General features: G+C 44.3%; 12 protein-coding genes. 8 read left to right on the top strand and 4 right to left on the bottom strand.

All coding sequences use genetic code 11. From position 1 onward, the window contains the following. The first annotated feature begins 11 nt into the window (after nucleotides 1-11). From dnaQ to R7Q47_RS09195, 5 genes are all read left to right on the top strand, one after another. Entirely contained in the window at nucleotides 12-734 is a 723-nt protein-coding gene (dnaQ, locus tag R7Q47_RS09215) for a DNA polymerase III subunit epsilon (RefSeq protein ID WP_005380385.1), read from the top strand. Between the two features lie 8 nt (nucleotides 735-742). After that, on the top strand, nucleotides 743-1,993 hold the full coding sequence (locus R7Q47_RS09210; RefSeq protein WP_318088935.1) for a TIGR03503 family protein: 1,251 nt from the start codon (nucleotides 743-745) through the stop codon (nucleotides 1,991-1,993). A gap of 180 nt (nucleotides 1,994-2,173) precedes the next feature. Then, nucleotides 2,174-2,746 (top strand): hypothetical protein, encoded by a 573-nt coding sequence (locus tag R7Q47_RS09205; RefSeq protein WP_137282305.1) that lies wholly within the window; start codon nucleotides 2,174-2,176, stop codon nucleotides 2,744-2,746. 191 nt (nucleotides 2,747-2,937) lie between these two features. Then, nucleotides 2,938-3,330 (top strand): DUF1353 domain-containing protein, encoded by a 393-nt coding sequence (locus tag R7Q47_RS09200; protein WP_137282304.1) that lies wholly within the window; start codon nucleotides 2,938-2,940, stop codon nucleotides 3,328-3,330. Nucleotides 3,331-3,414: 84 nt separating this feature from the next. Further along, nucleotides 3,415-3,825, top strand: a complete 411-nt coding sequence (locus tag R7Q47_RS09195; protein ID WP_005391824.1) for a GNAT family N-acetyltransferase — start codon at nucleotides 3,415-3,417, stop codon at nucleotides 3,823-3,825. A gap of 73 nt (nucleotides 3,826-3,898) precedes the next feature. Here R7Q47_RS09195 and R7Q47_RS09190 read toward each other — a convergent pair whose 3' ends face one another. Both R7Q47_RS09190 and fadE read right to left on the bottom strand, forming a co-directional pair. Further along, complete coding sequence (locus R7Q47_RS09190; protein ID WP_167415386.1) at nucleotides 3,899-5,674, bottom strand: SulP family inorganic anion transporter; 1,776 nt, start codon at nucleotides 5,672-5,674, stop codon at nucleotides 3,899-3,901. A gap of 202 nt (nucleotides 5,675-5,876) precedes the next feature. Further along, on the bottom strand, nucleotides 5,877-8,321 hold the full coding sequence (fadE, locus tag R7Q47_RS09185; protein ID WP_005385392.1) for an acyl-CoA dehydrogenase FadE: 2,445 nt from the start codon (nucleotides 8,319-8,321) through the stop codon (nucleotides 5,877-5,879). 376 nt (nucleotides 8,322-8,697) lie between these two features. Between fadE and lpcA the strand changes: the two genes are divergently transcribed. Together lpcA and R7Q47_RS09175 are read left to right on the top strand one after the other, a co-directional pair. Then, the gene (gene lpcA / locus R7Q47_RS09180; protein ID WP_005380392.1) at nucleotides 8,698-9,273 is read left to right on the top strand and encodes a D-sedoheptulose 7-phosphate isomerase; all 576 of its coding nucleotides are present in this window, start codon (nucleotides 8,698-8,700) and stop codon (nucleotides 9,271-9,273) included. Nucleotides 9,274-9,323: 50 nt separating this feature from the next. After that, entirely contained in the window at nucleotides 9,324-10,169 is an 846-nt protein-coding gene (locus R7Q47_RS09175) for a class II glutamine amidotransferase (protein ID WP_005385395.1), read from the top strand. Nucleotides 10,170-10,558: 389 nt separating this feature from the next. Here R7Q47_RS09175 and purN read toward each other — a convergent pair whose 3' ends face one another. Then, nucleotides 10,559-11,215, bottom strand: coding sequence for a phosphoribosylglycinamide formyltransferase (gene purN / locus R7Q47_RS09170; RefSeq protein WP_318088934.1), 657 nt, complete (start codon nucleotides 11,213-11,215; stop codon nucleotides 10,559-10,561). Between the two features lie 151 nt (nucleotides 11,216-11,366). Beyond that, complete coding sequence (purM, locus tag R7Q47_RS09165; protein ID WP_005389861.1) at nucleotides 11,367-12,407, bottom strand: phosphoribosylformylglycinamidine cyclo-ligase; 1,041 nt, start codon at nucleotides 12,405-12,407, stop codon at nucleotides 11,367-11,369. Between the two features lie 179 nt (nucleotides 12,408-12,586). Here purM and upp point away from each other — a divergent pair, with 179 nt between their 5' ends. Then, nucleotides 12,587-13,213 (top strand): uracil phosphoribosyltransferase, encoded by a 627-nt coding sequence (gene upp / locus R7Q47_RS09160; protein ID WP_167415385.1) that lies wholly within the window; start codon nucleotides 12,587-12,589, stop codon nucleotides 13,211-13,213. Nucleotides 13,214-13,357: the final 144 nt, after the last annotated feature.

Genomic DNA, 13,357 nt, shown 5'->3' with positions numbered 1-13,357 from the left:
TACATAACCTTATGAATACCAGCAGCAATTCTGAATATAACCGCATTGTCGTTCTCGATACCGAAACCACAGGTATGAACCGCGAGGGTGGTCCTCACTACATGGGACACCGCATTATTGAAATCGGTGCCGTGGAGATCATCAACCGTAAGCTGACTGGTCGTCACTTCCACGTTTATTTAAAACCCGATCGTGAAATCCAACCAGAAGCGGTGGAAGTTCACGGTATTACGGATGAATTCTTGGTTGATAAACCGGAATACGCGAGCGTGCACCAAGAGTTTCTTGAGTTTATTAAAGGCGCAGAACTTGTTGCCCACAACGCGCCCTTCGATACCGGCTTTATGGATTACGAGTTTGGCATGCTCGATCCTAACATCGGCAAAACGGACGACTACTGCAAGGTGACCGATACCCTTGCTATGGCGAAGAAAATCTTCCCTGGTAAGCGAAACAACCTTGATATCTTATGTGAACGTTACGGTATTGATAACTCGCACCGTACACTCCACGGAGCTTTGCTCGATGCGGAGATTCTAGCCGACGTTTACCTCTTTATGACGGGTGGTCAAACGAGTCTAGAATTTAACGCGAATAAACAAGAGGGTGGGGTAGAAACCATTCGTCGTATTGAAGGAAGAAAAGCGCTAAAGGTTTTGCGCGCAAGTGCCGATGAACTAGAAGCTCACCAAAAAAGATTAGAGTTGGTGAACGACTGTATTTGGCATCAATAGGAGAAGCTATGTTGAGGGCTTTGTTGGTCGCGTTTTTAGCGATATGGAGTAGTCTCTCGAGTGCTGCGAGTGAATCTACAATGTCTTTGTTAGACAATCGCTTTCGAGTTGATCCAACCATCGAGCAGATCACGTTTTTGGTTTATCGTGAGCAAAGTTCTCAGCCAGTTGTTTTAGTCCGTCCTGACGGTAAAAAATACTATGCTTGGGGCTCTTACGACAATGTACGTTGGTATCAAGAAGCCTCACTCGATATTATTTCCGTTGATAACCCGATGCCAGGTCCATGGCAGGCTGTGGGGAAAGTTACGCCTAAAAATAACATCCGCTTAATTTCTCACCTAAAGCTCAGTACGGATCTGTTCCCAAACCGATTATATAATGGGGAAGCGCTTAAGTTTACAGCTCGTCTGACCTCCGACGGCAAACCTCTTGTATTGCGCGACTTCCTTGATCGCGTGAATCTGCGCGTGACATTTACCAAGTTTGTCGAAAATGAAGATGAGCTGATCAAAGAAGCTCGTCCAGTGCCGATGGTTGTGGGTGAGTTTTCTGATGACGGCCGCGGCTTGGATGAAAAAGCAGGGGATGGTGTGTTTACGGTTCAGCTCCCGATAGACGTTGAGCCTGGTAAGTACCGCGCGCGCATCACGTCTGGCAATGGCGTATTCTTACGAGCGCAAGAACAAGTCATCTTGGTTTATCCGAACCCAATCTCTCGTACTTTTATTCAGGCTCGTAATTCCGATAAGCCACACCAATTAGTGGTGAGTGGCGAGCAAGGTATGATTGCACCAGGCTCCATTGCAGTCACAGTGAAAAAGGACGCTCCCGATGGTTTCATTAGTTACAGCCAAGGACAGGTCTCTAAAGATGGAATGAGAGTTACGTTGGACCTCAATAACGATGCTGAGCTTGGTAAGTACGCATGGCGCGGCGAGATCTTTGCCACTGATTTTGCAACCCAGCGTCCGTTGGTGTTTCCTATTCCAGAGCAAACCTTCAGTGTTGTTGATGAAGTTGATCTAGAAGCTGCTCGAATTGCAAAAGAAGCTGAATTAGCCGAACAGCGCCGTATTGAAATGGAAAAGCAAATTATCGCTGAGCGAGAGGCTGAGCGTAAGCGCAGCATGATTATTATCGCGGTGGGTAATTTGATAATGCTGCTGATTGTGATCATTGCATGGATAGTCTGGCGCAAAATTAAAGCGAAGCGCGATGCCATGCCAGAGATGCAATTAGAAGTACCAAAGAAATAGTAGTAACACATAAAGCGAGAAACGGAGCCAATCGGCTCCGTTTTTTTATCAAGTTACCAAGTTGGAAGAAGAAAAATGGATAAATTATGAATATTTAAGTTTACTGTATTCAAATATATGTTTGGGATTTTATATAAATAATATATCATTTTTACTTTCTAAATTGGTTGCATTTTTAATGTGACTAACTTTCAAAACAATCAATTAAAGATAAAAGAAATAATGAATAAAATTTTAGCTTTTTTTTGTGCAGTGATAATTGTAGGTTGTTCTTCTATTGATAATGGTGTTAATAATCCAGATTCGGGAAGTAATAATTTAAAATCACTTGATACCTTCACTTTCGATCCCTTAAGTAAAATCCAAAAAGTAGAAATACCAACTTATTATGATGGCTTGTTTGATACAGCAAGACCCTATTTAGATGAAAAGTACCCTTACACTTATGTCAGTAAACCTCAAGCATACATAATTGATGACGAGATTATTTCTTTTGCTCCCTGGTTTCCTGTCGAAGGAAGGTTTACGGTTTTTCCAACCGCTCACTATATAGTTATAACTCAAGAAACCGAGAGTGGCTTAGTCTCCGCACGATTTAATCATGAACAAGTAATTAAGCTGTTAAGTGAAGAGTATAAAATTACTGAGCATACAAGTCCGTTTTTTCATTATGTTCTAGAGGTTTCTCCAAGTGAACAAGCCAATTTTGTAGAAGATATCCATAAAAAATTGAGTAGACTTCCTTCAGAATAAGGGTTTCTGGTTGAATTTTGATCAATAAAGTCAGGGGTTCTGGCTTTATTGATTGCATGGAGTTCTATTCATATTGATTTGGGCTTTGTAATAGGTAGTACGCCATAATAACAAGAGCCGATCTTGTAGGGTTTCTGGATAAATATTCAGCTGTGCGTGATAAATAAGAATAAGTAAACGCGAGGTCTCTGATGAAATACAAAAAGCGTCAGAAGTATAAATACACTCTCCATTCTGAAGAAAAGATTGAGACTCACATTTCAGTGAGTCAGGCGTATGACAGCCCTTTTCTTAGTTTGTCCAAACAAGGCGTGTTAACGATTAAAAAGGGCTATGCATGGGATGGAGCGAGTGGGCCAGCGTTAGACACAAAAAACATTATGAAAGCTTCTTTAGTACATGATGCTCTTTACCAACTCATGAGGGAAGAGGTGTTGCCTCAAAGTGCTCGAAAGCATGCGGATACGTTGTTGAGAGAAACATGTTTAGAAAAAGGAATGTCTAGCTTCAGAGCAACTTATATCTATTATGGCGTCAGAGTTGTCGGCGGGTTCTTTTCTAGACCCGATACTTTGTGTGCTTAATGGGAACATCTTTCCAACGTTTAACTGTTTATTTATACAGTTTAGTTATGTAAGCTCCAAGGTGATACAAAGGAGTAGTACATAATGACAATAAGATATGAAGAGCATGTGCCAAGCCCGAAAGAATACTGTGATATGCGTATCAAAGCCGGGCTATCACCCAAATCGTTGAAAGCTGCTGAAATTGGTCTACCCAATTCGTTATATGGCGTATCTGTTCGGGATGAAGGAAAGCTCATTGCAATGGGTCGGGTTGTTGGTGACGGGGCGTGTAACTTCGAAATTGTCGACGTTGCCGTTGATTCTGATTATCAAGGCAACGGTTTAGGTAGAAAAGTCATGGAATACATCGACGGTTATCTTTCTTCTGTTGCACTTGAAGGCTCTTACGTTTCTATGATTGCTGATGAACCGGTCTTTTACGAAAAGCTTGGTTATAGGCTGGTGGCTCCTAAAAGCCAAGGGATGACAAAAAAGTTTAAGCCAAAGGCGTAACACGTATTCAGCTGTGAAGATAAGCACTAGAAAACAGGAGTTTAATTTCCTGTTTTCTATATTAAATTTGTATTTAAGCCACTTCTGGAATTGGTTTGGGTGGCTGCTCTAAATCAGGCTCTTTTTGAACAGTAGGAATTTGTCCCTCACCCACAGCACTGATGTAACAGCCACTAAGTTTAATGGCAAGGTACATATCAGCTCGCAGTAAGATGCCTCCTTCACTGGTGCTGATACCAGTAAGCTCACACCATTGACGAAGACGTCGTTTCCTTCCTGCGAGGATTAAGCGTACACCTCTCTTTTTCAAAGTATTGTGAATATCTGCCAGTGTTGCCATCACACTGAGATCCAAGTGAGTAAAGCTCGATACGGCGTCGATGACAACGCAACTTGCGTCTTTGTGATGCTCTGCCTGCTCTAACACTCTACGTTTAAAGTAAGGAGCATTGAAGTAAGTTAGCGGTGAGTTAAAGCGGTAAATCACCATTCCAGGAATAGGCGAAGCTTTTCCTGAGTCGTCGATGGTCCGAATGGTACCTTTTTCATCCAAGCCAAGTAGCTGATCACTCGGTCGCATGACAATCCGTAAAAATTGAAACAGCCCTAGCAATACCGCCAAAGTGATCCCCGGTATTACACCCACGATCAACACAGAAATAAAAGTAATGATGGCCAGATAAAATGCATCTTTGTCACGAGATTTTAATTTCCAAATTGCTTTAAGATCGAGCAGCGATAGGGACGCAATGATCAATACAACACCAAGTGAAGCGATAGGGATGAACTGTAAAGGCTCGTAAATAAATACCGCAATAATGGCAATGGTGATTGCAGCGACAATCGAAACTAATTGAGATTTACCACCATTTGCATCATTAACGGCTGTGCGTGAGTCAGCGCCGCTTATCGCGAAACCTTGTGAAAACGCTGAGGCAATGTTGGCAAAACCCAACGCCTGAAACTCTTTATTTGCATCAATATCATAACCGTTTTTAGCCGCGAAACTGCGGGCGGTGAGCATCATGCTAACAAAACTGACAATCGCAAGGTTGAGCGCCGGGACCACTAGTTCACGAACTTCACCTAGCTCAAATTCCGGTGTTTGAAACTGAGGGAAGCCACCTTGAGTGAGTCCGACAACCGATACGCCCATGTCTTGTAAATGGAAAAACCAAACTGACGCAGTAGTTACGAGGATCGCTAGCATGGCAGCAGGCCAAGTTGGTCGGTAGCGTTTGGTGAGCAAATAAACGACAACTGTCACGATACTCAGAGTTACAGTAGGCCAATGAAGATCGGTTAATCGTTGTGGAGCTTCCCATAAACGTTCCAGTAAATAACGTTGCTCGTATTTCAAACCGACTACTTTCGCAAACTGACCAACGATAATTGTGAGAGCAACACCGTTGAGTAGACCCAAAAGAATCGGACGAGAAAGGAAATCTGCAAATACCCCTAGCTTGAAACGACTTGCCAGTACACACCAAATCCCCGTCATCGCTGTCATGGTCATAACCAACTGCCAATGTTTTGTGGGGTCACCTGCGGCAAGTGGTGTCACAACAGCAGCAATCACTGCACAGGTTGCTGCATCGGGTCCGACAATGAGTTGTCGAGATGTGCCCATCATGGCGTAAACCAACATTGGCAGTACACACGAATACAGACCGACAATTGCGGATACACCAGTTAACTGTGCGTAAGCTATGGCAACTGGCAGTGCAACCGCGACAACAGAAAAGGCGGCTCTAAAGTCGTTAACAAACCATTCTTTTTGATAATGCTTAAGCTGAACAAGCCCTGGGAACCACTGTGCGAGTAATATTTTAGCCAACGGATTTACCATATATGTGAGTGAGTTACTTAAAGTATACACCGCTTAGTTGGAACGTCTGTGAGTTAGTTATCACTGGAAATCGGGGGAAAGATTGGAGTGCGAGGATTTTATTGCGCAGGGGGGCTTTGTAGTGTGAGGTGTTATGAATCCGATTCTGGAAGCAATAAAAAACGGGAGCTGATACTCCCGTTTGTGGTCTCAGATTCTAGAGTTACGCGACACTATCCATCTGAGGGTATAGCGGCTTTGCGGCAAGCAGTTCCGGCTCAAAATCGTCAACGTTGATTGTATCTAGACGATGCTGTTCCGCTTCTCTGAGTAGATCGGCTTCTTCTTGCGTGATAAAGCCTTGCTCTAGCCCTTCCTGAGCAATCATATCCAAACGTAAGAATGGGCGACGCTTACCCTGCGCTTTACATACTTTGTCAAACACAGGCTCAGCTTGAAGAATGACTGATAGTGCAAGTTCAATCTTACCTGCTGCGTTGTGCTCGGTTGGTTCAAGGTATTGACCGCGACCAATGCGTGAGCGCGTTGCACTTGGCGTTTGTAGAATGCGCGCCACTTTACTGTCTAGTTTATCGCTTGGTGCTTTGCGTACGCGACCAAATGGCATGATTAATACGCGTAGCGCACGGCCAATTACTTTGTTCGGGAAGTTTGCTAAGAATTCATCTACTGCCACTTCCGCTTGTTTCAAACTGTCTTGTAGACCCCAGTGTACTAATGGTAAATCTTCGACCGGACGGCCATCTTGCTCAAAACGTTTCAACGTCGCAGAGCTCAAATATAGCTGGCTTAGAATGTCACCAAGACGTGCTGATAGACGCTCTTTACGCTTCAAAGAGCCACCTAGCACTGCCATTGAGATATCCGATAGCAGAGCAAGGTTTGCACTGTAACGGTTCAATTGTTGGTAGTAACGCTTGGTTGCATCTTTGGTTGGTGATGAAGAGCCCAGACCGTCGCTCAAACCAAACCAGATACTGCGCACTAGGTTACTCATTGTAAAGCTCACGTGACCAGCAAGCGCTTTATCAAATTTCTCGACAGCATTACTTGCTTCAGAATACGCCGCGTTCATTTCCTCAAGAACGTACGGATGGCAACGGATTGCGCCTTGGCCAAAGATGATCATTGAGCGTGTTAGAATGTTAGCACCCTCAACCGTTACTGCGATTGGCGCACCTTGGTAACCACGAGCTAGGAAGTTAGAAGGTCCCATACAGATACCTTTACCGCCTACGATGTCCATTGCATCGATGATGCTTTGCTGGCCGCGGTGCGTACAGTGATACTTCACGATAGCTGAGATTACTGATGGCTTTTCACCTAAGTCGATACCCGCAACGGTTAAGTTGCTTGCTGCATCCATCACGTAAGCATTACCACCCAAGCGTGCTAATGGTTCTTCAACTCCTTCCATATGGCCGATCGGCTGTTTGAACTGACGGCGAATACGTGAGTAAGCACCGGTTGCCATTGCCGCAGTTTTGATGCCACCTGTTGAGTTTGAAGGTAGCGTGATACCACGTCCAACCGACAGACACTCAACCAGCATACGCCAACCTTGGCCCGCCATTTTTTCGCCACCGATAATGAAATCGATAGGAACAAAGATGTCTTTACCGCGCGTTGGACCATTTTGGAATGGCACATTGAGTGGGAAGTGTCGGTTACCAATCTCAACACCTTTGACATCAGTTGGGATAAGCGCACAAGTGATGCCAAGATCTTCTTTGTCGCCTAGCAAACCTTCAGGATCGCGAAGTTTAAATGCTAAGCCTAGTACCGTTGCGACTGGCGCTAGGGTGATGTAGCGCTTGTTCCAAGTCAGGCGCATACCCAGTACTTCTTTTCCTTCCCATTCGCCTTTACAGACCACACCGTAATCTGGAATAGAGCCTGCGTCAGAACCCGCTTCTGGGCTCGTTAAGGCGAAACAAGGGATTTCCTTACCTTCAGCTAAACGCGGTAAGTAATGATTTTTTTGATCTTCAGTACCATAGTGTTGCAGTAGCTCACCAGGGCCTAAAGAGTTAGGAACACCAACGGTAGACGATAGAACGCCAGAAACACCCGTTAGTTTTTGTAGTACTAGTGATTGCGCGTATGCTGAGAACTCAAGACCACCGTACTTTTTCTTAATGATCATGGCGAAGAACTTATGATCTTTCAGATATTGCCAAACTTCTGGCGGTAAGTCCGCGAGTTCATGGGTCACTTGGAAATCACTCACCATGGCGCACACTTCATTCACAGGGCCGTCTAAAAAGGCTTGTTCTTCTGCACTTAACTTAGGTGCTTGAATCGCGTGTAGCTTTTGCCACTCTGGTTTGCCTTTAAATAGTTCGGCTTCCCACCAGACGGTACCCGCGTCTAACGCTTCTTTTTCGGTTTGAGACATAGCTGGCAGCACTTTCTTGAAAAGCACTAACGCTTTGCGGCTAATTAAAGACTGACGTACGCCAGGAACCGCGAGCACAGCTGCGGCGAGAACGTAAATAGCCCAACCAATAACGCCGACAGTACCTGCTACTGTAAGAGCCAGCATGGCCGCGGTGAGTAAGCTAATAGATTTCACGAGAGACATGCGGTGGTAGAGCGTAATGCCTAGCACGATCGCCATCGTGATGATTGAGAGCAAGATGTCCATATATATTTTCCTTTTCAGACTTTATAAGTTTTGTACGTCTGCATGTTAGGTAAGAGGTCTAACCAGTTGGTTTAAGTGTAATCAAAATATTAAGGAAATGTAAAACATAAGATTGGATAAAAAGTGATCTAAGTAGAGTTAAAATTCTAAAGTTGAGATTTGAGTGATGGTTTCATGAGCAAGTTGACAAGTTTATTACCATCACTAATCTAAATCTGTTGGTTCACTATCGACACTAATTCTCGTTTGTGGGTAAACTCAGAGTAATCAAACCCGAGTTCAGGTTTATGAAATGTCCGATACCAAATTGGTATCAGAACAATTTGCTCAGTGAGTCAAGAGCTGACTGAAGCCGAAATAATAAAGAGAACGTCTTATGTACCATGATCTGATTAGAAGTGAATTAAACGAAGCTGCTGAAGTGCTCAACAAATTTTTAAGCGATGACCATAACATTGCGCAAATCGAAGCAGCGGCGAAAATGATTGCTGACTCATTCAAGCAAGATGGTAAAGTATTGTCGTGTGGTAACGGTGGTTCTCACTGTGATTCAATGCACTTTGCCGAAGAGCTAACAGGCCGTTACCGAGAAAATCGTCCTGGCTATGCTGGTATTGCTATTTCAGATCCAAGCCACCTTTCTTGTGTGAGTAATGACTTTGGTTATGACTTCGTGTTTTCACGCTATGTAGAAGCGGTTGGTCGAAAAGGTGACGTACTGTTTGGTCTGTCGACGTCAGGTAACTCAGGTAACATCCTGAAAGCGATTGAAGCAGCACAAGCGAAAGGCATGAAGACGATTGCGCTAACAGGTAAAGATGGCGGCAAAATGGCAGGCCTTGCAGATATTGAAATCCGCGTGCCACACTTTGGTTATGCAGACCGCATTCAGGAAATTCATATTAAGATTATTCATATCATCATTCAGTTGATCGAAAAAGAGATGGAATAATCGTTTACGGCCACCGTTTCGAGCTGTGTTGTTAGGGAGTTTTTTAAACCATGTGTGAATTGCTCGGTATGAGCGCTAATGTTCCAACGGATATTTGTTTCAGTTTTACTGGGCTCATGCAGCGTGGAGGTCGAACCGGCCCACACCGTGACGGATGGGGGATCACCTTCTACGAAGGGAAGGGCTTTCGAACCTTCAAAGATCCCAAGCCAAGTTGTGAGTCTAAAATAGCAGAGTTGGTACAAAATTATCCCATCAAAAGTCGTGCGGTCGTTAGTCATATCCGACAGGCGAATCGTGGTGGTGTTAATTTAGAAAATACTCATCCCTTTACACGTGAGCTGTGGGGTAGGTATTGGACGTTTGCGCATAACGGTCAGCTCTCTGGCTACCAAGACTTGCATACAGGTCGACATCGACCTGTCGGTGAGACAGATAGTGAACTGGCATTTTGCTGGTTATTGAAGCAAATGGAAGATCGATATCCTGAGCCACCAAAGGATATGGAGTCGGTATTCTTATATGTTGCTAAATGTTGTGATGAGCTAAAAGAGAAGGGTGTATTTAACATGCTTCTGAGTGATGGTGAGTATGTAATGACGTATTGCACCAATCATTTGTATTGGATCACAAGACGCGCACCGTTTGGAAAAGCCGCGTTGCTTGATGAAGATGTGGAAATTAACTTCCAAGAAGAAACAACGCCACACGACATCGTTTCTGTGATCGCAACTCAACCTTTGACGGGCAACGAAGCTTGGCAGCGTATGAAACCTGGCGAATACGGCTTGTTTCACCTAGGTGAACTAGTCAAAAATAATGCCTCTGAACTGGTAAATGTGCCGTTTGCGGCGGCTAAGCCGGGCAATCAAGCGCCAACCGAACCGTTAGAGTGATGGTCTCTTACTCTGAATATAAAAATAAAGCTCGCTTAATCGCGAGCTTTATTTTTATGCGTTTTAAACCGAGGGCGGATACGGATGAGCATTCTTACTTTCTAGAGTGCTGGTAGTAGAGTCCTAGTCTCGCTAAGGCTTGCTGTAAAGACGTAACTGATAGAAATTTCTCATAAAACACCTCGTCAGTCTGAACGGTGAAGAACGAACCAGATTCAGAATCTACTTTCCGAGTGTTATGTTACTCAAGTGGTTATGGGATTTTTTAGAATGTTGGGTTTTAGGTTTCTAGTCTAACTACGGCTTTCTTGAATCAAGTTTATAAGTATTAAAACAACCAAGAGCAGCCCTCAGGCTGCTCTTTTGTGCTTGGAGTTTATTATTCAGGGCTACTCATCTGAGGCGTACCCATGTACGCCAAGCTCTGCGCCATTCAAATAGGCTTTACCATCCTTCATGATCAACCGCTCGTCTACCAGCCACTTAGCCACCATAGGGTAGATTCGGTGCTCCTGCGCCTGAACACGTGCCGCAAGTACACTAGCATCATCGTCTTCGAACACAGGAACTTTTGCTTGCAGTATGACAGGGCCACCATCAAGCTCTTCCGTTACAAAGTGCACACTCGTACCATGTTCTTTATCGCCAGCATCAATTGCTCTCTGGTGTGTGTGTAGCCCAGGATATTTTGGTAGAAGAGAAGGGTGGATATTGATCATCTTACCCATGTAATGAGAAACAAATGCGCTGCTCAGAATGCGCATGTAACCAGCAAGAATAATCACGTCTGGTTGGTATTCATCTATTTGACTCATTAGCTCTGCATCAAAGCTTTCACGCGAGCTGAATGCTTTAGGGTCGACAAAGTGACCGTCTACATCAAACTTTTTTGCACGTTCTAAACCAAAAGCATCTGCTTTGTTAGAGAACACGGCTGCCACTCGTGCGTTTGGCATGCTGTCTTCGCAAGCTTCCAAGATAGCTTGCAGGTTACTTCCGTTACCCGAGATGAGGACCACAAAGTTTTTTAGGGTATGGTTTTTCATGATGTCGAGAGCGCCTTGGTATTGTAGGTTGGAGTTATGTAGCTTCTAAACTACCTACTAATAGAATGGTTTTTAGTGTTCTAGATAGCAAAATGAGGACCTAGTCATCTAGTGTCCTCATTCTTCTTATCTTTTGAGCTCGATTTGCAAATTATTGGATTTCAACTTGCTCTTCGTTCGCGTCTGCTTGTGCGATTTGACCAATCACCCACGCGTTTTCGCCTTCTTCTTTAAGAAGAGCAACTGCTGCGTCTGCCTGGTCTTTCGGTAGTGCGACGATTAGACCTACACCACAGTTGAATGTGCGGTACATTTCGTGTGTGTCGACGTTGCCTTTCTCTTGTAGCCACTTGAAGATAACTGGCCATTCCCAACTGTTACCATCGATAACTGCTTTCGTGCCTTCAGGCAGTACGCGTGGGATGTTTTCCCAGAAACCACCACCAGTGATATGAGAAATCGCATGGATGTCGTGTTTCTCAATCATCTTAAGTGCTGACTTGATGTAAATTTTTGTTGGTTCTAGTAGGTGCTCACCAATAGTGCGGCCTGCTAGCTCTTCGCTCTTATCTGCACCAGATACTTCTAGGATCTTACGGATAAGGGAGTAACCGTTTGAGTGTGGGCCGCTTGAGCCAACAGCGATAAGTGCATCACCAGCAGCGACTTTCGTGCCGTCAATCACGTCTTCTTTTTCTACTACGCCAACACAGAAACCAGCTACGTCGTAGTCTTCGCCTTCATACATGCCCGGCATCTCCGCAGTTTCGCCACCAATTAGGGCACAACCTGCTTGAACACACCCTTCTGCGATACCTGAAACAACATCCGCTGCGGTATCAACGTCTAGTTTGCCTGTTGCGTAGTAATCTAGGAAAAACAGTGGCTCTGCGCCTTGCACGATAAGATCATTTACACACATTGCCACTAGGTCGATGCCAATCGTGTCGTGCTTGTTCATATCCAGTGCTAGGCGAAGTTTTGTGCCAACGCCATCAGTACCAGAAACCAGTACAGGTTGTTTGTATTTAGTTGGCAATTCGCATAGCGCGCCAAAACCACCGATACCACCCATAACTTCAGGGCGACGAGTACGTTTTACCGCACCCTTAATACGATCCACAAGCGCGTTGCCTGCATCAATATCTACACCAGCGTCTTTATAGCTAAGAGAAGAGTTGTTACCACTCACAGGGAAGTCCTCGGTATTAAGTTGGATATGAAAACGGCGCTATTCTAACAGTGCTTAAACATAGATAGCAAACGTTTGCGTCTGTTTTTTTCTTTAGTGATTTATCCTGATATCCCTGTGAAAATCATGTATAATCTGAAGGTTTGTTTAAATATTGCCAACTATAGCCGGAGATGGACATGAAAGTTGTTGAAGTAAAGCACCCTCTAGTAAAACATAAAATTGGTCTAATGAGAGAAGGTGACATCAGCACAAAACGTTTTCGTGAGTTAGCGACTGAGGTCGGTAGCCTACTTACTTACGAAGCAACGTCAGACTTTGAAACAGAAAAAGTGACCATTGGTGGTTGGAACGGTCCGGTAGAAGTAGACCAGATTAAAGGTAAAAAAGTAACCGTAGTGCCAATCCTACGTGCAGGTCTAGGCATGATGGATGGAGTTCTTGAGCACATGCCAAGCGCACGTATCAGTGTTGTGGGTATTTACCGTGATGAAGAAACGCTTGAGCCAGTTCCTTACTTCAACAAGCTTGCTTCAAACATCGAGGAGCGTATTGCGCTTGTTGTTGACCCAATGCTTGCAACAGGTGGTTCTATGATTGCTACTATCGATCTCCTAAAAGAGAAAGGTTGTAACCAAATCAAAGTGCTGGTACTTGTTGCTGCACCAGAAGGTATTGAAGCGCTAGAAAAAGCACACCCAGATGTTGAGCTATACACTGCGGCAATCGATGAGAAGCTTAATGACAAAGGCTACATCGTTCCGGGTCTAGGCGATGCAGGTGATAAGATCTTCGGTACTAAGTAATTCTTTGATGTATTACTATGACTGAACAGAAAAAGGCTTGGTGAAAACCAAGCCTTTTTTGTATCTACTGTGCCGTCCTAAATAAGGTTGACACTTTCCACCCCCAAAATTGGAGAGTGTTATGAAATCAACAACTAAAAGAAC

This window comes from Vibrio sp. Vb0349 (genome assembly GCF_033338975.1).
Note: the sequence above shows the minus strand (reverse complement) of the source record. Positions and strands in the feature narration are given on the sequence as shown.